17 protein-coding genes and 1 pseudogene are annotated in these 22,514 nt (G+C 46.8%); 14 read left to right on the top strand and 4 right to left on the bottom strand.

What is annotated here, in order from left to right:
* Window positions 1–2 precede the first annotated feature (2 nt).
* From DFR60_RS06980 to DFR60_RS06915, 13 genes and pseudogenes are all read left to right on the top strand, one after another.
* Window positions 3–449 (top strand): hypothetical protein, encoded by a 447-nt coding sequence (locus DFR60_RS06980; protein ID WP_110322251.1) that lies wholly within the window; start codon window positions 3–5, stop codon window positions 447–449.
* Window positions 450–502: 53 nt separating this feature from the next.
* A pseudogene (locus DFR60_RS31385) lies at window positions 503–690 on the top strand (DUF3795 domain-containing protein); the annotation flags it as partial.
* A 1,071-nt stretch (window positions 691–1,761) separates the two neighbouring features.
* Window positions 1,762–2,070, top strand: coding sequence for a DUF1905 domain-containing protein (locus DFR60_RS06965; protein ID WP_110322250.1), 309 nt, complete (start codon window positions 1,762–1,764; stop codon window positions 2,068–2,070).
* A 49-nt stretch (window positions 2,071–2,119) separates the two neighbouring features.
* Complete coding sequence (locus DFR60_RS06960; protein ID WP_243004993.1) at window positions 2,120–2,608, top strand: GNAT family N-acetyltransferase; 489 nt, start codon at window positions 2,120–2,122, stop codon at window positions 2,606–2,608.
* A gap of 329 nt (window positions 2,609–2,937) precedes the next feature.
* Window positions 2,938–3,984: a family 43 glycosylhydrolase gene (locus tag DFR60_RS06955; RefSeq protein WP_110322249.1), complete on the top strand. Its 1,047-nt coding sequence runs from the start codon at window positions 2,938–2,940 to the stop codon at window positions 3,982–3,984.
* Window positions 3,981–6,653 carry a hypothetical protein gene (locus DFR60_RS06950; RefSeq protein ID WP_110322248.1) on the top strand — a complete coding sequence of 891 codons (2,673 nt, stop codon included), beginning with the start codon at window positions 3,981–3,983 and terminating at the stop codon, window positions 6,651–6,653. Before DFR60_RS06955 ends, DFR60_RS06950 begins: the two co-directional genes overlap by 4 nt.
* A 74-nt stretch (window positions 6,654–6,727) precedes the next feature.
* Complete coding sequence (locus DFR60_RS06945; RefSeq protein WP_167437536.1) at window positions 6,728–8,353, top strand: response regulator; 1,626 nt, start codon at window positions 6,728–6,730, stop codon at window positions 8,351–8,353.
* On the top strand, window positions 8,313–10,103 hold the full coding sequence (locus DFR60_RS06940; protein ID WP_110322246.1) for a cache domain-containing sensor histidine kinase: 1,791 nt from the start codon (window positions 8,313–8,315) through the stop codon (window positions 10,101–10,103). Before DFR60_RS06945 ends, DFR60_RS06940 begins: the two co-directional genes overlap by 41 nt.
* Window positions 10,104–10,182: 79 nt before the next feature.
* Window positions 10,183–11,109, top strand: a complete 927-nt coding sequence (locus DFR60_RS06935; protein WP_110322245.1) for an ABC transporter permease — start codon at window positions 10,183–10,185, stop codon at window positions 11,107–11,109.
* 12 nt (window positions 11,110–11,121) lie between these two features.
* The gene (locus DFR60_RS06930) at window positions 11,122–12,015 is read left to right on the top strand and encodes a carbohydrate ABC transporter permease (RefSeq protein WP_110322244.1); all 894 of its coding nucleotides are present in this window, start codon (window positions 11,122–11,124) and stop codon (window positions 12,013–12,015) included.
* Window positions 12,016–12,047: 32 nt separating this feature from the next.
* Window positions 12,048–13,682: an ABC transporter substrate-binding protein gene (locus tag DFR60_RS06925; protein WP_110322243.1), complete on the top strand. Its 1,635-nt coding sequence runs from the start codon at window positions 12,048–12,050 to the stop codon at window positions 13,680–13,682.
* 5 nt (window positions 13,683–13,687) lie between these two features.
* Window positions 13,688–15,139: a sulfatase family protein gene (locus tag DFR60_RS06920; RefSeq protein WP_110322242.1), complete on the top strand. Its 1,452-nt coding sequence runs from the start codon at window positions 13,688–13,690 to the stop codon at window positions 15,137–15,139.
* Between the two features lie 15 nt (window positions 15,140–15,154).
* Window positions 15,155–16,615 (top strand): sulfatase-like hydrolase/transferase, encoded by a 1,461-nt coding sequence (locus DFR60_RS06915; RefSeq protein WP_110322241.1) that lies wholly within the window; start codon window positions 15,155–15,157, stop codon window positions 16,613–16,615.
* A 32-nt stretch (window positions 16,616–16,647) separates the two neighbouring features.
* Here the strand turns inward: DFR60_RS06915 and DFR60_RS06910 are convergent, their stop codons facing one another.
* Window positions 16,648–16,731, bottom strand: a complete 84-nt coding sequence (locus DFR60_RS06910; protein ID WP_243005007.1) for a hypothetical protein — start codon at window positions 16,729–16,731, stop codon at window positions 16,648–16,650.
* On the opposite strand from DFR60_RS06910, the gene DFR60_RS06905 reads away from it, so the two are divergent.
* On the top strand, window positions 16,730–17,491 hold the full coding sequence (locus tag DFR60_RS06905; protein WP_207659508.1) for an MGH1-like glycoside hydrolase domain-containing protein: 762 nt from the start codon (window positions 16,730–16,732) through the stop codon (window positions 17,489–17,491). The genes DFR60_RS06910 and DFR60_RS06905 overlap by 2 nt on opposite strands.
* A gap of 121 nt (window positions 17,492–17,612) precedes the next feature.
* Here the strand turns inward: DFR60_RS06905 and DFR60_RS06900 are convergent, their stop codons facing one another.
* From DFR60_RS06900 to DFR60_RS06890, 3 genes are all read right to left on the bottom strand, one after another.
* Complete coding sequence (locus tag DFR60_RS06900; protein ID WP_110322239.1) at window positions 17,613–18,905, bottom strand: EAL domain-containing protein; 1,293 nt, start codon at window positions 18,903–18,905, stop codon at window positions 17,613–17,615.
* Window positions 18,906–19,155: 250 nt separating this feature from the next.
* The gene (locus DFR60_RS06895; protein ID WP_110322238.1) at window positions 19,156–21,018 is read right to left on the bottom strand and encodes an aryl-sulfate sulfotransferase; all 1,863 of its coding nucleotides are present in this window, start codon (window positions 21,016–21,018) and stop codon (window positions 19,156–19,158) included.
* Window positions 21,019–21,033: 15 nt separating this feature from the next.
* Complete coding sequence (locus DFR60_RS06890; RefSeq protein ID WP_110322237.1) at window positions 21,034–22,494, bottom strand: SLC13 family permease; 1,461 nt, start codon at window positions 22,492–22,494, stop codon at window positions 21,034–21,036.
* Window positions 22,495–22,514 lie beyond the last annotated feature (20 nt).

Raw genomic sequence — 22,514 nt, 5'->3', positions numbered from 1 at the left:
TCATGTCTGATTATATTGTGAAAATCATACCGACAGACTTCACGTATTCTGTGACAAAGGAACAGGCTAACCGCATTTTAAAGTTCTTAAGGTCGAAGGTAAACGCCGACAATATACAGGCTTTAATACATGCAACTCCTACATTTGTTGATAGCGGAAGCAGTCTGGAAACAATTAGCTGCCCTCATTGTGGAGAGCAGCTTGACTTTAACTGGTGGGGGAAAGCTATGGATGCTGCCAGCAAGGATAACTTCAAGGAGCTATCTATAAACATGCCATGTTGTGGTAAAGAGAGTACCCTTAACGATTTGCATTATGATTTACTGTGTGGTTTTGCTTGTATAGAATTTGATATACTTAATCCATCTACTGATTTTGACAATGACACTTTATCCAATATCGAGGATTTGATTGGTAGACCAATTCATATGGTACACGCACATATATAACTCCTGGTTTGCCGGGTTTTTAAATTAGAATTTGTAGAAAGGGGCGAGCAACTATGAAAATGTCAAAAGAGAAAGTTGATATAACTATGTTCGGCCTATGTGGAATGAATTGCATGGTTTGCTATAAGCACTGTTACCATAAAAACCTTGCGCTGGTTGCTTAAATAGCGATAAAGGAAAGCCAGAGTATTGTCGCAAATGCAAAATAAAGGATTGTATTAAAGAAAAATCGTTATCCTACTGATAATTATATTAATAATCAGAATAACACTTTGTTCTTTCCTATATCAACAGGTATTCTTCTAATGATATTACCGAATAATAATACACAATTAATTGATTTTTGTGATTAAGCAGACTGTGTTCTAGATGGTTCAGAGGAACTTTTTAATTTTCATAATCGAGGACAAATGATGCAAGCCTCAAGACAAGTATTTACGTAAGTATGGAAATCTAATTTAATAATATAATCGAGTGGATTAACAAAATCATACTATGCATATCGAAGAATTGAAGAAGCAGAAATGAATCCGTCAAATATCTTTTTAGCTTTATATTTTGAATTATTTCAAACAGATTCATTAATTAAAGTTGGAACTGAATTTCACCATAAAAACGCAAAGAACAGGAGATAAACAGTATGAACCAGGTTTTTTAGAACAAGAGTCAAAACGAGTAAATGAGGCTGCAAGGAAAATACTTCTCAGATCGTTCTTTACATACGTCTGTATCATTGCTGTCCTTTATTTTTTTTAAAGGATTCCTTTGATTTGAATGATCCTTCCAGCAGAGAAGTGCTTTTTTATCTGGTTATTGTCTCTGGGATCATGCTGCTTGCTGTAATCGTAGTTTTTTAAAAAAATCAAGACGAGCAGTCACGAATGATAGAAATCTAATTCTTCCTTATGGTGAAAATACAAAGGAGGCAGTGGCGGAGCTTATTGATTAGGAGGCCCAGAGGGAAAGATTCAGGTAGAAGAATACATTTATGAATTCGCGGAGGGGAAGAAGCCATATGGTGAGAAAATCGTACTGATGCCTTCTTATCTGTTGCTTTGTGAAAATAAAAATAAGAAAACGGTAATTCCTCGTGAGAAAATCTATTGGATCGTTGCCCAGGTTGGTCAAAAGGGAGGTTCTTTCCGTGTCCAGCTGTTAATTTTTACAGAAAAGAAAATTTTAAATATGGTAGGAGTTGATATCGAGCACGTTGTGGGGATTGCCGATAAGATATATCAATACATACCAAATGTTTTCAGCGATCACGAATCCATCCATAAAGATAGCCTGTTCATATTAAACGGAGGTAAGAATGAAACAGACATTTACCGCACTTGTCGAACGTTTTGAAGCGCAGGGAGGCTGGTACTATGTTTCGGTTCCAACAAAAATCAGCAAACCACTTGAATTGCTTGGTGGTCACCGGTTTGGTTTTATTGCGGTTACTGCCATAGTTGGTAATACGAGTTGGCCGACATCGTTCATGCCGAAGGGGGATGAAACGCATATTATCGCGCTCCCCGCGAAAGTGCGTTCAAAAGAGAAGATCACTCTGGGTATGGAAATTGAGATATCTTTTGAAACGAGGGTAAGAGAAAGTAAACAGGAGGTATTCACATAATTTATCAATGATCAAAGTATGTGGGAATATTGCTATGGAAATCAGACTCATGAAACCATCCGACAATCGGTTTGCACTCAGCCATATTTATGAGGAAAGTTGGAAATATGCATATAAAGGCATAATACCACAGGCATATTTGGATAGTATTCCAACAGGCCGGTGGGCCGCCAATTTTGATCAGGCAGAAATGAATACGATTGTCATGATTCAAAATGATATTTTTATCGGCACGACCAGTTTTTGTAAGTCCAGATTTCCGGAATTTAAGGAATTTGGAGAGATTGTATCACTATATTTGTTACCTGAGTACATGGGGAACGGGTATGGAAAGCATTTGCTTAATGCTGCGGTAGAGGGATTAATACGTCTAGGTTACCGTGACATATTTTTATGGGTCCTGGAAGAGAATTATAGGGCAAGAAGCTTTTACGAAAAAGCTGGTTTTAAACCAACCAATCACTACTTAAATGACAGCATTGGAGGAAGAAATCTGCGGGAAGTTCAATACCGTTTTTGTACCGATTCGTGTGTGTAAAGTTTCAGACTGTAATTTCAAATAAGAATAAGCAACAGAACCATATAATAATAAATTCGTAATCAGGAAAAAAGAGGTCCGTAAAATATGCTTCCTTCTGGATTGATAAGTGAAATAGTCAAAACTTATCTATCCGGATGAAAGCATATTTTTTTGCAAAAATAGATTATTCCAATAGAGCAGATGCTAAAAGAATTTGAACCTCTATTTTTAACCAGACAGCTAATGGAATACAGTTTATTACTATTTCATCCGAATATTTTGCTATATATGGTAAGAAGCGTATCCGGTATACTGAAACAAGAATAAATAATGGGGGTAGAATCGTGATGAATATTGCGGATGAACTTGTAAAAAAGTATGTGACACCTTACCGGCGGATACTTCCTGTGATCACAGGCTCTGGAATACCGGGAACATTTGACGAGAAGGCGGTGGATATCCCGTTTGTTTTCTGGCATCAGGGGCAGTACCATATGCTCTATACCGGATTTGATGGGATCTCGTATCAGTCGGCTCTGGCAGTCAGCAGTGATTTGATACACTGGACTTTTAAGGGCATGGTAACCAGGCGGGAGGAAGAAGGACAGCACTGGTACAGCGTTGGGGCTGCCGGAACATGGATTGTAAAAGAGAGCGATGATTTATATGCAGTTCCCAGACTTAAGAAGATTGATAGAAGGTATTGGATGGTATTTAACTCCTACCCACAGAAAGGATATGAGGAAGGGCCTGCCGAATTGGGTATGGCCTGGACTGAAGATGAAAATCTGTTAGACTGGCATTTCCCGGATAAACCGTTTTTATCCTGGAAAGATGGAGCAGAATGGGAGCGCGGCGGACTCTATAAGTCATGCATAATTGAAAAGGATGGACGCTGGTATCTGTTTTATAATGCTAAAAATGAAGAAGACTACTGGATTGAGCAGACGGGCGTGGCGGTTTCCGAGGATTTTATCCATTGGGAGCGGCTGCAGAGGGAACCGGTCCTGCGAGTGGAAGCCGGAAACTGGGATAAACGATTCCTTTCTGAGCCTTGCATCGTACGGGACGGGGAGTATTGGCTGAATTTTTACTTTGGATTCGATGGAGTTCATGCGCAGGAAGGATTTGCTGTATCAAAGGATTTAATCCATTGGGAAAAAGCAGAAAAACCTATACTGCCATACGGTGAGGAGGGAGCGTACGATTCCCGCCATGCACATAAGGCCTCTGTCATTGCCGTCAACGGAGTTCTGTATCATTTTTACTGTGGAGTGAGGCCGAGGCAGGAGGGGGATATTCCCGGAATTTATGAGGAGTGCAGGACGATCATGGTGGCGTCTTCTCAAAGATGGCCTGACCAGGATCAGACGGAGGAGAGGGAAATGGTATGAGGGATCCGAAATGCATAAATGAAGTGATAACTGGCCGGGGCGGCAATTATATCATGCCATTCCTGTGGATGCATGGAGAGGGAAAAGAAATCATTCTTGATGAACTGGATCAAATAGGGGACTGTGGGATTCGGGAAGTCTGTGTGGAGTCCAGGCCGCATCCGGATTTTATGGGAGATTTGTGGTGGGAGGAAATGGATGCGCTGATGGCGGCAGCCAAAGAAAAAAATATGAGAATCTGGCTGCTGGATGATTCTCATTTTCCGACGGGATATGGCAATGGTGTCTATCAGACCAATAAGGAGAAAGCGAAGGTATATTTGAAAGAGGCCCATATGGATATCTGCGGACCTGGGGAGGAGATCGCCATAACCGTGGAGCCATTTTTAAGAGATGCGGAAGAGCTTCTGGGAATCTGGCTGTACGAGCGCCCCGACTTAGGCAGCCGGGCGCTGTCGGGAGAACGGTACAGGGAAGTGACGGGGGAACTCGAGGATGGGATGGTATATCTGTCTGTTCCGGAAGGGAGTTACCGGCTGATGGTGCTTTATACCACCCGTGAGGGCGGCGGGAGATGTCATTATATGAATCCGATTGATGAAGAATCAGTCAGACTGTTTTTAAATACCGTATATGAGCCTCATTTTGAACGATATCAGGCGGAGTTTGGAACGACGTTTGCCGGATTCTTTTCTGACGAACCGGAGCTTGGCAATACTCCGGAATATCATTTTGAAGAGCGATTGGGGACGGCCAACATCGCGCTTCCATGGAGCAGACAGCTAAGGCAGCGCCTGGAGGAGTTATGGGGACCGGAATATGCGGGCTTTTTGCCGGCCCTCTGGTATGATATGGGTGCCAGGACCGGTGAGATCCGCTGGACTTACATGGATCAGGTGACGCTACTGGTGAAGTACTGTTTCAGTTGTCAGATCGGGCGATGGTGCGCGGAGCATGGCGTTGAATACATCGGGCACCTGATCGAAGATGACAATGCTCATGGGCGTACCGGATGCAGCCTTGGCCACTATTTCCGGGCACAGGAGGGACAGAACATGTCCGGTATTGATGTGGTCCTGACTCAGATATTCCCGGGATTTACCGGTACGATCCATCAATGGGCGGCATCCGACCGTGACGGGGAATTCTTTCATTTTGGCCTTGGGAAGCTGGGAAGCTCAGGCGCCTGCCTGGATCCCCAAAAGGCAGGGAGGGCCATGTGTGAGATATTCGGTGCCTATGGATGGGGAGAGGGCGTCTCGCTGATGAAGTGGCTGACAGATCACATGCTCGTCCGTGGAATTAATGAGTTTGTCCCGCATGCATTTTCGCCTGCGTTTCCGGACGAGGACTGTCCGCCTCATTTTTACGCGAGGGGAAATAACCCACAGTATCCATTTTTTAAAAAGCTGATGGGGTATATGAACCGTATGAGTCATTTGTTTCACGGAGGAACCAGAAGACGGCAGGCGGCGGTGCTGTATCATGCGGATTCCGAATGGGGAGGAGAGGCCATGTGTTTCCAGAAGCCGGTTCGGGAACTCCTGGAACATCAGATGGACTGCGATGTGGTTCCTGCTGATTTGCTGATAAGTGTGCCGGAGTTCCACGATCATGAATTGCATATCAACGGCAATCGGTATCGGGTATTTATTATTCCGGCCTGCAGCCGGCTTCCAATCCAGGCGGCGAGATTTTTAGAGCAGGCATATCGAAACAGAATACCGGTCTTTATGGTGGACCGGCTGCCGGAATGTATGACAGATGGTACAGCACTGCCCCAGGAAGCAAAAATGTGGATGCGGGTGGTGCCCTTGCATGAACTGGCAACGGCAGCAGAGGCGGTAAGTGAACCGTTTGTTTGCCTGAACCGGACTGAAAAGGACTTACGCGTATGCTGCTATGACCGGACCGATACCACAATTTACTTTTTCTTCAATGAAAACTCTTACCGCAGGCTGGAAGCCGATATAAGAATTCCTTTCTTGCAGGGAAAACAGTTCAGAATCTATGAAGGAATGAAAAACTGTATACAGAATGTGAATGAGGACGAGGCGCTTAGAGAATACGCTCCGGTAACCTGTTTGAATGGGGAGACCAACCTTATCCACCTTTGTCTGCGGCCGGGAGAAGCAGTATGCTGCTTTACCGTGGAGGAAGGTGAAGAAACGCTGAAAAATGAGCCGGCCAGTGCAGCGCCTGGTTCGCTGGAGCTTCGGAAACAGATAAGCGTGGATACGGACTGGAAGGTGTCGAAAGCGGTGTACGGCAATGGTGCGGACTTTGAACCTTGTCTGGAAATCAAAGCAGGCGGGAGACTGCCAAACCTCAATGGGAAAGGATATTTTCCCCGGTTCTGCGGCACGTTCCGTTATGAGGGCATTTTTTGTCTGGAGGAAGAGGCGGAGAAGATGGAAAAGATAATTCTGGAATTGCCAGATATTTCGGAGTGTGCCAGAATCTCTGTCAATGGGCGATATGCCGGTGATCTTCTGACAAATTTCCACTATTTGGATATCTCGGAATACTTGAGAAAAGGAGTAAATTATCTTATGATTGAAGTGACCAACACACTGGTCTGGAATCGGCACGATGAGCGGTCTGTGTGGATGCAGCTGCCGCCTACCGGTATGCGCCGGCCGCCGGTGCTGCATTGTTATGGGAGATAAAAAACAGGGAAATGCAGTAATACAGGAACGTGCTGTAAAACAGGTGAATGCATTACATAAACGGAGGTAGGGGGATGAAACTTCTTCTTGTGGATGATGAAGAGTATGCAAGGGAGGGGCTGGTAGCCAGGATAGACTGGGACAGTCTTGGTATTACGGAGATCATGACGGCCAGAAATGGAATCGATGGCCTGAAAAAGGCGGGTGACTTTGAACCGGACATCGTCGTTACCGATGTCCGGATGCCGAAGATGGATGGGATTCAGATGGCTTTTCGTATCCGTCAGCTGTATCCGGAATGCAGTATTCTGTTTATGAGCGGATATTCGGATAAGGAGTACTTGAAGGCGGCCATTTCGGTTTCGGCCGTCAGCTATGTGGAAAAACCGATCAATATAGAGGAGATGAGGAAGGAACTTCAAAATGCCTGTCAGATTCAGGAGGAGAGGATGGCAGCGGCCAGGAGGAAGGAGGACCTGGATGGGAAGCTTTCGGCCGGCCTGGAAGCGCTTAAGAATCAAATAGCCCTGAACCTGACACGAAAAATACGGAATATGGCAGAGGTGGAGGAGAAGAGGAAGATTGCCTGTCCGAATCTGCCGGTTGATGCAGATTACAGGACGTTTTTAATTCAACTGGCAGGCCGGCTTCAGGAAGATAAGGGAAATCCTCCTGAACGGATAGAAAACCCATGGTTTCAGTTGGCCTCCATTCTCACGGAAGGTCTGCATGGGAGAGGGCTGGACTGCATTGCCGGATATAAGGACGAGCATTATCTTGTGATACATGTGTGTCTGGGAACCGATCATTCAAGAGAGGTGGCTGGCAGCACGGATCGCCTGACCGCCTGGTTTGAACACATACTGTCATCGGATTACCGGTATTATCTGGCAGTGGGAAGCCGCGTAAGCGGCCTTTCCGGCATTTATGAATCCTACCACGATGCGGTGGTCCGGATGCAGCAGAGCTTTTTCTTTCCACCGGATAAGACCTTTGGGGATCTGATCGCAGTTTCGCCAGAAAAAAAGGTGGTCTTTCGCTTTGGCGATGAAGATTTAAAAGAATTTCAGGAAAAACTGTTCTATGGAAATTTTGAAGAAGCCGTAGCGTTTATCGGCGATGTCGTGTCTAAAATCCGAGAAAAACCGGAAACACTCGTATTCCATGTAAAAGAATTTTTTTATCGCTGTATGCTGCGCATGCTCGATGCGGCATCACGCCGCCGGATTCTGGCCTTTGAAACGGTTACGGAATCTATGGTGCATGACCAGATTTGGGACGCCGGTTACTTGTCAGAACTGGAGACCTACTTAATTGACAGCCTGCAGCTTTATTTTGAAAACGTATCGGAAGAGAATGGGAAGCCCGCAGTTTCTGATGAGGTGAAGTATTACGTCAGCCGCCATTACGGAGAGATGGATCTTTCTCTGGCCTCCATAGCGGATAAACTGAAGCTGACAAGCTCTTATCTCTGCATTGTATTTAAAAAAGAGTGTCAGGTAACCCTTACCCAATATATTATGGAATACAGGGTGGCACGGGCGAAAGAGCTGCTGGCCGATGAAACCATGAAAATCAAGGATATTGCTTTTTTAACCGGCTATCAGAACAGCAATTATTTTATCAAGGTGTTTAAGAAAATAGAAGGAGTGACGCCCCTTGAATACAGAAGCAAAAAAGAGGAAAAAGGACGTATTTAACCGTGTTCCGCTAAAAAAGAAACTGGTATTGGCCTATCTGCTGCTTACGATGATTCCGATTCTTGTAATCGGAATTTTTGTCATGCAGATATTCAGCAGATCTTTGAAAGAAAAACTGTCTTATTCGGCAGAGCAGGGATTTTCCCAGACATACGATTTCCTGGCCTATCGTTTTTCAAAGACATCGGATACATTAAACCAGTTTGCAAACAGCGATATGATTCAGAGAATTCTTTTGAAAGATTTAAACGACTATGGAATTGTGGAGCAGATGTCCGATATGCTGGACATGCGCAAGGCTTTTGAGGATGCCCGAAACGGAGAGGACGTTGACCGGGTGAGAATCTATGTACGGGATGAGCTGATGTATTCGATCGACCAGATTCATCTGTTTGGCTTGAATTCCATAGAGTCCACGGTATGGTATCGGTATCTGCAGGAAGATGCGGATCAGATTCTGGGCTGTCCGTATTCCTGGCTGGCGGAACACGAGAAAACGGAGAAAGAAATCCTGTCGCTGGCGAGAACCGTAAAAAGTCCAAATGATTACAGAAAAGTAATCGGTTATCTCCGGGTAGATATGGATAAGGGCCAGATTGATGAGATACTAAACAAAGCCAATGCCGCAAAGGATGCCGAGACGTATATCTGCAATGGAAATGGAGAGATTGTGGCAGGAACCGGGAAGGGGAAAATACCAAAGGAGGCGTGGGAGACAGCGCGAACGGCCGGATTTCAAAAAGCTTATATGGAAGGAAATGCGGTATTGTACCGGACGCAGGATTTCGAGAATCTGGATTGGACCATGATGACAGTCATTCCATACAGCTCATTTATGAGGGAGATCACTGCACTGAAAAATCGTTTCCTTGTCTGTATGATTCTCTTTTCGGCCCTTGTGAGTGTCTGTATTTATCTGATCGGAAAGTCGATTACCGATCGGGTGGGGCTTCTGGCAGAGCACATGAAACGAGTTCAGTCCGGCGAGCTGACCGGCCTGGAACCGGACGAAAGCACTGATGAGATCGGTGTCCTGTATGACAATTTCAATTATATGATCGAGGAGACGAAGGCGCTGCTGGAGGAAAAATATCGTTTGGGCAAAGAGGTGAAGAACGCGGAGCTAAAGGCGCTTCAGTCCCAGATTAACCCGCATTTTCTCTATAACACCCTGGATATGATCAAGTGGATGTGCTATGCGGGAAGAACCGCCGATATTGAGAGAGCGGTTGCTTCCATGGCAAAATTCTATAAAATCACTTTAAGCAGAGGACGCAATATAGTAACTGTGAGGGACGAGCTGGAGCATTCCAGGGAGTACGTCAATATACAGAATATGAGATTTGGAGACAGGATTACCCTAAAGGTGGCGGTTCCTGAAAAACTGATGGATGTTCCGATCCCCAAGATCACCCTGCAGCCACTGATTGAAAATGCGATTCTCCATGGAATCCTTGAAACGGAAGATGAGACAGGAACCGTAACGATTTCCGGTGCGGTTGAAAAAGACAGTATGATCATTACCGTGACCGATGATGGTGTCGGGATGGAGGAAGAGCAGATCTCCAGACTGTTTTCTGCTTCAGAAGCAGGCGGAAGCGGAAGCTCCTATGGAATCAGGAATATCCGGCAGAGAATCCGGCTGCTGTACGGCAATGACTCGGACCTTCTTTTTACCAGCCGCCCGGGAGAAGGCACTGAAGTGAAGATCCTTTTAAAGCAGGGCAAAAATAATACGATGCAACCATAAAATCTTACCATACAGCCGAAGGCCTTCTCCTGATAAAATGAATGTAGAAAGTGAGAAACAAGAGACGGGAGTGTTGGCAATGGTTGGTGAAAAAAACAGTTTTAAAAGTAAGGTAAGAAAAAACAGGGTTCTGCTGCTCATGCTGCTTCCCGCATGCACGCTGATGTTTGTGTTTGCCTATCTGCCGATGGGAGGTCTGGTGCTGGCATTTAAAGAATTCCGGTATGATCTGGGAATCCTGGGGAGTGAGTTTGTCGGTCTGACGAATTTTAAATTCTTTTTCCAGTCCGGGGATGCAATGAAGGTTACGGTAAATACGGCGTTTTATAATGGGGCATTTATCGTCGTGAATACAGTGCTTCAGGTAGGCTTTGCTGTGATTCTCAGCGAGATGGGAGGAAAGCGGATGAAAAAAGCGCTGCAGTCGGTGATTTTCCTTCCGTACTTTATCTCCTGGGTAATCGTAGGATCGATTGCCTACAGCCTGTTCAATTTTGAAAACGGCACGGTCAATGCGTTATTGCAGCGGTTTGGCATGGAGGCTGTCAACATCTACGGAAAACCGTCCTGGTGGAGAGGGATTATCATTGGTTTCTCTGCATGGAAGGGCGTGGGATATGGAATGGTAGTATTTCTGGCATCAATTGCAGGAATTGACGCATCTTTAAATGAAGCCGCACAGATTGACGGAGCCAATATATTTCAGAGAATCCGCTATATCACAATCCCATGTATTCAGCCAACGATTATTACCATGACGTTACTGGCCATAGGAAAAATATTTAAGGGTAATCTGGATTTGTTTTACCAACTGGTCGGTAATAATGGAGCGCTGTTTGATGCGACAGATGTGATTGATACCTATGTATTCCGCTCCCTTCTTCAATCTGGGGATGTGGGGCGTACGGCAGCCGTTGGGTTATATCAGTCCGTACTCTGCTTTGTTACGGTGGTGGCCGCCAATTACATCGTGAAACGGCGGGATCCGGATTATGCTTTGTTTTAGGGGGAGACTGAAATGAATGGTTGGAAAAAATTATCTGTCGAAGAAAAATGGTTTAAAGGAGTTGGCTATCTTTTATTATCTTGTTTTGCAGCTGTCTGTCTGATTCCGTTTCTCATTATTTTAGCTTCTTCATTTTCGGAAGAGAGGGAAATTATCCGCCATGGATACGGCCTGATTCCCCGGGGATTTACGCTGGAGAGCTACAGAGCGATCTTTAAAAATCCCGTAGAAATTGTCAGGGCTTACGGCGTTACTCTGTTTGTAACCGTTGCAGGAACTCTGATCAGCGTGTTTTTAAATACCATGACCGGTTATGTGCTGCAGAGAAAGGATTTTTGCTGGAGAAATCAATTTTCCTTCTACTTTTTCTTTACGACCCTGTTTTCAGGCGGTCTGGTGCCATGGTATGTGCTTTGTGTGAAATATCTTCATTTAAATAATAATATACTTGCCCTTTTTGTGCCTTCCCTGATTTCTGTCTGGAACATTCTTCTGGTTAAAGGGTTTATGGCTGGCATTCCGTATGAACTGACAGAATCGGGCAAGATAGACGGAGCAGGGGACTTCACCATATTTATGAGAATTATCATGCCTTTGGCGAAGCCGGTGATAGCAACGATTGGACTGTTTACCGCGCTGCTCTTATGGAATGACTGGTACAGCTGTATGCTGTTTATCAACGATGACAAGCTCTACAATCTTCAGTATCTTCTTTACCGAATGATCGGAAACGCCGAGGGAATGAGGAATATCATGGCTCAGACCGGAGCGGATTTAGATATCTTGCCGATCGAATCTATGAAGATGGCACTGACTGTTGTGGTAACCGGACCGATTGTATTTCTCTATCCGGTAATCCAGAAATATTTTGTGAAGGGGCTGACCGTTGGTGCAGTAAAAGGATAAGTGTGCCACAATTAGAAAAGGAGGAAGGATTTATGTTTAAGAAGAATCGTTTTATGGTCCGCATAGCGGCACTGGCCGTAGGAGCCGCCATGACAGCGGGCCTGCTGGGGGGATGTGCGGGAAAGAAGGCAAATGAAAGCCCGGCAGCAGGAAGTGCGGCCGCCACACAGCAGAATACAGCGGCAGAGACAGCGGCTGCGGGGGAAACGGCTGCCATGACTTATAATGGCCAGGATGTATCGGAGCCGATAGAACTGGTTATGTATGTTATCGGGGATGAAGCCGCCGGTGAGAAGAATGTGATCGAGGCATTGAACACGAAGCTGAAGGAGAAGATCAATGCAACCCTGAGAGTTAAGCATATGTCATTAAGTGATTATACACAGAAGTATTCGCTGTTAATCTCGTCCGGTGAAAAGTTTGATCTGATTTATACGTCTACCTGGGCAATGTATTCGGCGGAAGCCGTAAAGGGAGCATTTGCCGAGGTTACGGATGAAATCATGGAAAACTGTATGCCTCTGACCTTCAAGGGGGAACCGGAGGAGGCGTTTAACCAGGCAAAAGTTGGTGGAAAGGTTTACTTTGTGCCGGCCAACAATGCAAGGGTCGTACAGAATCTGATTCTGCTTCGCGGGGATTTAAGAGAAAAATACGGTCTTTCAAAACTGAAAAATCTCGATGATCTGGAGACGTATTATACGAAGGTTGCAGAAGGGGAGGAAGGAATATTCCCTTATGCCGCTTCTCAGAAGAATGATGAGTTAAAGTATATCATGATTAATAACCTGCTGGATTACCGCTCGGTCAATGGAGTCAACCAGTTGTTTTACTATCAGCTTTCCGATTCCATGAAGGCAGAGGATATCTTCTGGCTTTATGATACTGCGGAATACAGGAATTATATTCAGAAAATGAAGGAGTGGGCCGATAAGGGCTTCTGGTCAAAGAACGCGGTGGCTAACAACACCAGTCCCAAAGAAGCCTTCTTAAGCGGAACGTCTGCTTCACTGATCTGGAATCTCGATACGTGCGGGTCAGTAGCCAGTCAGGTGATGAAGGAGCATCCGGAATGGAAACCGGAGCTATACGATCTGACACCGGATAAGAAAAAAACGCTGGGAGCTTATACCGGAGATGGAATGGCAGTTCTGGCATCATCAGACCAGAAAGAACGGGCTTTTATGGCGATAGATTTATTAAAATTCGATCAGGAGTGCAACGATCTGGTATGCATGGGAATCGAGGGAGTTCACTGGATTGATCCGACGGAAGCGATTGGCAGGGAAGGTTTCTTTCGGCTGGGGGAAAAACAGGACGAGTATCCTTTTGGCGGCTGTGTAGCCTGGGCATTCAAAAACAGAGATTACGCAAGAGTTAATGAAGATACATTTGAAGATGTTTTGACGATTGAAGCAGATTGGAAATCGAAGCAGACAGACCTTCCTTTGGGGGGCTTTAACTTAGATGACAGTTCGATTAAGAATGAAATTACGAATATGAACAACACTGTCATGAAATATATCCCGCTTCTGGATTTGGGACTGGTAGAGGATATCGACAAAACTTTGGCAGATTTTCAGAAGCAGGCCGAGGCGGCGGGACTCGATAAGATCGAGAACGAGGTGAAACGCCAGGTATCCCAGTATCTGGAGGAACAGGAGTAGAAGAAATGAGTTATCCGATTCTATATTTCTTAACGGATCAGTGGCGGTATGACTGCCTGGGCTGTAATGGCGCTTCAGTTCTTAAAACTCCCAATCTGGACAGTCTTGCGGCAGACGGTGTGCGGTTTGAACGCGCTTATACAACCAACGCCCTCTGCTCGCCCGCCAGGGCTTCGATTCTCACAGGCCTCTATCCGCATCACCACGGTCAGCTCGCCAATACGGGGAATTTCAATGCGGTGTTTGACCGGCAGGTTCTGGACCATAAAGGTTATTTTCAGTACTTAAAGGAGGCCGGGTATCATACGGGCTACTGCGGCAAATTTCATCTGGGAGAGGAAGGACATTACAGTCAGTGGTATATCGAGGACTGGAGAACCGAAGGCGATTTCTTAAAGGCGCTGAATCAAAAGGGCATTACGTATGACTTTGGAATTCATGAGGTGCAGCCTTTGGAGTGGGGAAAGGAGGCCGTATTCTGCGGCCGGTCGGTCCTCTCTGAGAGGGATCACCATGATGCATGGACTGCGGACCAGGCTATTGAAATGATCGAACGATTTTCTGAGGAGGAAGAGCCTTTCGTCATCTGCGCAGGATTCCATGGCCCCCATTTTCCTTACGCTGTTCCGGCTCCATATGATACGATGTATGATCCGGAGCTGGTTGAAAGATGGGAAAATTTTGATGAAATGTTCGATCAGAAACCGCTGGTTCAGCAGAAGGAACTGATGCGCTGGAATACCGCTCACTTAAGTTTTAAGGGCTGGCAGAGGGTGGTCGCAGCTTACTGGGGATACTGCAGCTTTATCGATGCCCAGATCGGACGGGTAATTGAGGCGCTGAAAGAAAAAGAACTGTATGAGGAAGCCATGATCGTGTTCTCGTCTGATCATGGGGACATGCTGGGAGGCCACAGGCTGTTTAACAAGGGATTTAATATGTATGAGGAAGACAACCATATTCCTCTGATTGTGAAATTACCGGCAGATGCTGCGGAAACAGCCGGGAGAAGCTGCAGCCATTTTGTGAGCCTGGCAGATCTGGCGCCTACATTTCTTGAAGCAGCGAATACCGCTTTTGAGGAGAAAATGCCCATGGATGGGAAATCTCTTTTCCCCCTTTTGAGACAGGAGGAAAGGGACTGGAAAAAGGCGTGGAGAGATGAGATTCTTGTGGAGTTTAATGGATATGAAAGCACTCTTGTGACCAGCCGTATGATACGGGACGAGACATGGAAATACGTCTATAACCCGTTTTCCATTGACGAGCTGTACGATATGGAGTCAGACCCGGGAGAACTTCGGAACCTGGCGGCATTACCGGCCTTTGCTCATGTAATGCGAAGAATGAGAGCGCGAATGTACCATTGTCTAAAGGAGGCTGGGGATTCGATTGTGGAACTTTCCTTATGGCAGAGCAATTCCTATGGACTGATTGTGTCGCCGAGAGAGCAGTAAACTGAGGAGTTTTATATGAAAAGACAAGAGGGCAAACGCCCGAATATTCTGTGGATTGTGACGGATCACCATGCGTATTACGGGCATGAGGGAGTAAAGAGGCCGAATTTTGAGCGTCTGGCCGAACAGGGAGTTCTGTTTACGAATACCTACTGTTCCACGCCGCTGTGCTGCCCTTCCAGAAAGTCCATGCTCACCGGACTGTATGCGTGTAACCACGGGCAGATAAACAATGCTGTAACCATGGCGCCTGACAGTGATGAAACGTATTTGGATGCATTGAGGGACAGTGGGTATGACAACTATTATATTGGTAAATGGCATGCTGGCGGCGGAAGTCCGGCAGACCTTGGCTGCCATGGATTATTTTACCCGGGCTATGATAATCCCTACCATCAGCCGGAATATTGGAGATACCTTGCAGGCCATGGACTTCCTCCGGCTGAAATGATGGTGGAGAAGAATATGTGCGAGGAAGGCTGGATTGATGAGGCGAAGGAGGGGGAAATCTATTCTTTCACCCACGATCTCCTTAATGAAGTGATTTCCGGAATTCTCATAGGGCCGAAAGAAAGTCATGAGGCCTTTTATTATGCGCATGCAGCGTGTGAATTGCTGGAAGAATTAAAAACACGGGAGGAAGACAACCCGTTTTCAATCCGGTTAGATTTATACGGTCCCCATCAGCCTTATCATCCGACAATGGAATACGCCTCCCTTTATCCCCCGGAAGATATCAGACTGCCTGTGAGTTTTCGGGATGATTTAAAGAGCAAGCCAGAGGTATATCAATTTGAGACAGGAAGAGGAATCAGCCGGAATAAAAAGCTGATGAGACCGGGAAACGTGACAGAAGATGAATGGAAAATGATTCTGTCACGGTGCTATGGACAGATTACGCTGATTGATGATGCTGTAGGGCGGGTCCTTCGTAAATTGGAAGAATTACAGTTGAGTCATGACACCGTGGTGCTGTGGACCTCTGATCACGGAGACGGAATCGCATGTCATGGAGGGCATACGGATAAGTCTGCCTATATGCCGGAGGAAATTATGAGGATTCCGCTTGCCATTCGGTACCCGGGCGTACTTCCCGAAGGGGAGGTGTGTAGTCGGCTGGTTTCCAATGTGGATTTGGCTCCTACGGTGCTGGCAGCTGCGGGAACTGCCTTCCGCAGCCAGGTGGATGGGCTCGATCTGCTGTCTCTTTTCGAGAAAGGTGGAGGTGGATGGAGAACTGCTGTCTATGCAGAGACCTATGGCCATGCGTTTCCATATGTGGGAAAGATGGCGGTCGAAGGCAGGATAAAGTATGTGTATAATCAGGGGGATATGGAAGAACTGTATGATTTGGAAAAAGATCCGTTTGAAATGCATAATCTCAGTCCGGAGCAGAGGAACTGTGCACTCCTGGAACACATGCGCGAATTGTGCAGGGAGATCGATCCGATAAGAAAAGATGAAATATTACCTTAAGCTGGATAAATGATTGCGGCGGCTGCGGTGCCTCAAGTATCGTACCGCAGCCGGTTGGGAAAGGAATTCCTGTATTCCGATGGCGTCAGCCCGGTTTCCCGCTTATAGATTTTCATGAAGTTATGGCTGTCGTGGTATCCCAGCTTCTGGGCGATATACTTCTGTTTCTGGCTGAGAGGGAGCGGAGATGTCCGGTCTTACAGCACGTGGATTGCCGACGCAGTATGGGACTACTGTAGTGTGCTGGAAGACTATGGATTTGGAATTGAAATGCTGGACGATCTGATCTCGAATTTTGAGTGGTGGACAAAAGAGCATCGGAGGGATAACGGCTTATACTGGTCGATCGATGACCGGGATGCCATGGAGTGTTCCATCAGCGGATCCGGATTCCGGCCGACATTAAACTCCTATCTTTACGCGGATGCTGCCGCCATATCCCGGCTGGCGGAAAAAGCTGGGAAAGAGGTGACGGCCTCCCGGTTTGCAAAGACGGCAGAGAAGCTGAAGGAAAGTGTGCAGAACAGTCTCTGGAACGGCGATTTCTTTCAGGTGATTCCGGCGGAGATCGATTGTAAGGAGAAATGTTTCATTTCGTGCGGCACGATGGATTTTGAAGATATACCGGCAGACAGAAATGTGAAGGAACTGATCGGATACATTCCCTGGTATTTTAATTTGCCGGACGCGGGATATGAAAAGGCGTTTTATTACCTGACGCGGGAGGAGAATTTCTTGGGAAAGGCTGGCCTTCGCACCGCGGATCGATCCCAGCCAGGAGCCGCCGGCAGTGAAGCCGCTGATCCCGGAGGGATGGGAGTATTTCCTGCTGGAGGGGGTAGAGATTCATGGAAAAACATATACAATCCTGTATGACAGGGACGGAAGCCGTTATAACAGGGGGGAAGGTCTGCAGGTTTTATTAGAGGAATAGATACAGATATAAAAGAAAAGTGGTCATTAAATCCCTGGTGAGAGATTTAATGACCACTTTTGGTTATTCTATGCTCTGCGGCGCAACCTGCGCCCGCTCATGATTCCGCAAAAACCGCTGTTCAAATTCCCCCACAGGCATGGGCTTATAGAAGATAAATCCCTGTATATAATCGCATCCGAGCCCCTTTAAGAAGTCCACGTATTCTCTTGTTTCGATTCCCTTGGCGACGATCTTTAAGTCCAGTTCCTTGGCTGTCTCGACGATGTGGCGGACCAGAACCCGTTCTCTGGGATCGGAGTAATTACGGAACAGTGAGCGGTCAATCTTCAAGGTCTTAAGCGCCGTGTTGGTCAGCACGCTGAACGAGGAGTAGCCGCTTCCGAAATCGTCCAGCGAACAGGCAAAACCGTAATCCCGCAGCTGTTCCGCGACCTTCTGCACCAGATCCAGCTGGTTTAATACGATGCTTTCCAGAAGCTCAAATTCAATACAATCCTTGGGACAGGGAACTTTTTCGTAAATACGTTTGTACTCGTCAAGAAAATAGCGGTAGTTAAACATGTTGCTGGAGAGATTGACGCTGATTTTGATCTTTCTTCCATAGATTTCAAGCCAGCGGTTAATGGTGCTGCATACATGCTGAAACATGTATAAGTCCAGATCGCCGATCAATCCATTCTTTTCCAGCTCCGGCAGAAATTCACCAACCGGGATCATGCCTTTTACGGGATCGATCCAGCGTACCAGAGCCTCGGCCTCCGTGATTTCTCCTGTGCGCAGATCAACTTTGGGCTGGAGATAGAGCTTAAAGTCCTCCCGTTCGATCGCCGGCCGGAAATCCTGCTCCATATTATAGTTTCCCAGGTTTGCATCGTGGTATGTAAGTCCGTATACTTCAAAATGAGAATTGCGCAGGCAGCATTCGGCACTCTCTGTGCGGCAGATATCGGCATTGTACTGTGCGGTAAGAAAGTCAGGTGGATTGGTTTCCAGCCGGAAAATACCGTAGCCCATGTATATTTTTCCGTATTTTTCATCATAGGGCCAGTCGCGGATCCTGCTGTTAATTTCAAGGATATAATGAAAGATATCGTCATAGTCCTCCGGCATATGAACCAGGAGGAGATAGTAGCCGGAACGGATATGCGCAATGTATTCCTCCGGCTTCAGCCAGGATTCAACACAGTCATAGATTCTGGCAATCAACTCATCCCCGGCTTCCCATCCAAACAGCCGGTTGAATATTCGAAAACGCTTAATCTTCATGCTGATCAGGGCGTATTCCTCCGGATTATTCCTGCAGACTTCTTCATAACGTGCTCTTATCCACTGCTCATTTTTTAAACCAGCCATCGCGTTATCCTCTGTTTTCCATTTCTTTTATCAAGTTAAAACATATGAAAAAGTTACGTAATCAACTTATTTGATTATAACTATATCACAATTGTAACTGTCGGGCAATGTTGTGCGCTGAAATTTAACAAAAACGTTTCGAACTGTACAGTAATTGTGAAAAAATATCCTTAAAAATATGAAATATAAAACTCCCGCTGTTATTGTACAGTGGGAGCTCCTGATTCAAATCTATTGATTTATATTTCCGTCAGCACTCTACGGAAATTCCGGTCTCGTAAATCTTATCTTCCACCAGCACCTTTATCACATAGCACCCTTTCAGCCCCTCTTTATTGATCGGGTGGCTGACGATCCGTTCATCGTGTTCGATGAAGGTGCCGACGCAGATGGAAGAGAATGCGTGCTTTGTGGTAGGTACGAAGTAGCGGTGGTGTTCTCCGCCATTTTCCAGGAGGACCATGACGATCTGGCCATTTTCAAATTTACCGTGAAGGATAAAGCGGTCGTTTTCTTCTCTGATTTCGAGACAGAGGGAATCAGGAATTTCACCGCCGCATTCCGCCGGTACCTCCGTCTCGAATTCCTCTGTTACACCCAGGCGGCCCATTTGTTTCCCGGAACCGAACACCAGGGTTTCTTCCTCACAGTAGAGAGGCAGCTTCTTCGCACGGAAATAGCTGGCGGGAAGACGGAGTTCATACATGACCTCGTCATTCACAAGCTCTACGGAGACAGAATTAAAGGTCACCTCACCCTCGGCTAAATGGGCCATCGGCGTACGGGTACAGACCTTTCCATTTACATGGCCGTTGCTTCCAAAATGAACCAGGTAACAGCCTTCTCCGTAGTAGTCAATATTGGAAATATTCGGAGAGAATACTTCCTCTCCGCGCTCTTTTCCATACTGCCATTTCTGACGTATGGTCATTTGAGCTGTGTCGATCTCATACCGGACGCCTCTGGAGTAGCGTTCCCCCTCCGGATACCACTCCGGATCGCTCTTCTTTCTCCAGCACCCGTTATCAAAGAGCATGATGTCGCCATCCGGAAGAATCTGACAGGCGTGCTGCCCGTAGCACCATTCCAGAGTCTCATCGTCTGTACGGAAAAAGTACCGATCCGTCATCTCCTTCGGCCAGCATTCCGGGTCGCCCAGAATCCAGTTGATCTTTCCTGTCTCAAAGTCGAGGTTGACTACGGCGTCCTCATTTCTGCCGGACAGACTCAGACTGTTTGTCTTCTCATCGTACCACACCGCGTTGTTGTGAAACCAGTCGTAGCCGTTCTGATTCCTGCTGACGGCTCCCGCACCCATGGGCAGGACATCTTTTAAATCCCATGTCTTTTTGACATCCCCGGTCCGACGGTCGAGCAGAACCACCACGTCCTCTACACTGCCGCTTCCCAGATCCTGGGTCAGGGCGATGATATCGCCATTGGGAAGCTCTGCGTGGTCATGATGATAGGAGCCGGGAATCCGGTATTCTGTGTAGATTTTTCCGATCAGGCTCATCTCATATAGGCCGCTTGTATTGTAGGGCGGAGCGACCAGCCGCTCCGTCCCGATCAGAATATTGCCGTTAGCAAGTCTGTGAACGGCAAATACGATATTCAGACTGCAGTACCAACGGCAGTCGCCCCTGTAATCGTAGCCTGCAATTAAAGCGTCGGAGGTGGGGCTTAAAAACATCAGCTGTTCTGCCATATGAGGCCCGTTTTCCTTTACATAGGCAGGTCGCTTTACCAGCTCAGGAAGCGGTCTTGTGCGGATGATTACACGGGATTCCGCGCCCGATTCATCGGATAGGATCACGGTATTTTCGGCGTCTGCATATAAGCCGTAAACGGGTATTGTGTGACTGCGTTCCTTTTTCGTGGTGAAATGGAAATCACCGTATGTTTCAGTCCCTTTTACTGTTACAGTGATGGCTTCTTCCTTCTCTGTTTCAAACAGGATCAGAGCGGTGAGAGGGGCGATCAGGTATGGATTTTCTACTGTAAACGGCTGCTCAAAAGTATATGTTCCCCTCCTGTATTCAGCCAGAAATGTTTCCTCCGCCTTAAACTGAGACTCTATGATGTGTTCTATTTTTTTATGTACTGCTGACATGGTAACTCCCTCCTTCTATACGAACAGCGGCACCAGAATCAGGTTGCCGAAAGTGACGATAAACATGGCCACAATTGTAGCTGCAATACCCATGCGGATTACATCTTTTACCTGCATGCCGCTTAAACTGAAACACATGGCAGGCATGAAGCCTCCCCACGGGAAAATAAGTGTCATTCCAAGGCCGGCGCAGATCTTGGCGATCACAAGCGGATGGATTCCGGTGGCTCCGATCACGGGAAGAATGATATTCATGAGAATCATGTCTGTGGCCAGGCCTGACATGAAACTGGTAATTCCGGTGGTGCCAAATGCGGCCAGAGCGACGAGACCGGAGCCGCTGACACCGGCCAGCTTCGCGGATACGAATTCCGTAAAACCGGTTGTCTTCAAGAGGCCCGTCAGACCGATACCGCAGGCCACCAGAAGGAACATGTTCCAGTCCAGCTTCTTAAAATCGCTGGCAGTCAGAAGTGCTTCCTTTTTCTCACGGTCGGCGGGAAGAATAAATGCCGCGATGACTCCGGCGATGGCAACCCAGTACATGTTAAGCCAGGAGGCGATTCCCTCAGGAAGCGTTACGACGCTCGGAAGCACCCATAAAACCAGCAGGACCAGGAAGAGAATCAGGCTCATGATTTCGCCCAGTGACATGTTCCCCAGTTCCGCCTTCTGCTTCTTAAAATACTCCGGATCGCTGAACAGCTTATCCTCGCCGATCGGATTCATCAGCCGGATTACCATATATAAGGCCAGAAGTGTAACCAGCCCTATGATGACGCCGGGGATCATCCACTGGAAGAAGGAAACGTCGATTCCGTTGATCTGTTTTAACAGGCCCACATTGACGGTATTGTGCGTGTAGACCGGTATCGTGGTCATAAATGCGGCAAAGAACGCATAGAGCAGGCCGCAGCCCATCGCAGCTCGCAGGCGGTTTTCACTGACATTAAGCTGATTCTTTTTGCACTCCTCCAGTAAATAGGCCACAGTCGATGTGGTTAAGGAGAACATCATAAAGGTTGCGCCGGACATCAGAATCGGCAGCAGGCAGAAGAGCATCATCATAAATACAAACAGAAAACGGCTGAATCGGCCATCGATCCACTTCATCGAGAGAATCGTGACAGCGATCCTTTTGCCCAGCCCGTGTTTGCTTATCGCCTCACCGATCAGCAGAACGGCGATACAGAGAAACATGGTTCCCTGTCCATAGATTCCGGCCACCGCCATGAAATCCATCCCGGTGAGCGGCAGGACCACTAACGGCACCAGAGCGCTGATTCCCCATGAAAATGGAGCCGCAATCACCCAGGCCACAAACCAGCCGAATACGGCCAGTACATAGACGGCTTCCTGATTCATTTCCCGAAAAAACGGAAGCCAGCAGATCAGGAAAAATATGGCCGGACCAGCCAGCGTTCCGGCAAAGTGCTTCAGCCAGCTTTTGTTTTTCCCTTTCTCATCTTTACCCATTGCAATATCCCCCTTAGCTG

The sequence above is a fragment of the Hungatella effluvii genome, assembly GCF_003201875.1.
In the GTDB taxonomy this organism is placed as follows: domain Bacteria; phylum Bacillota; class Clostridia; order Lachnospirales; family Lachnospiraceae; genus Hungatella; species Hungatella effluvii.
This window is presented reverse-complemented; position numbering and strand designations above follow the sequence as displayed.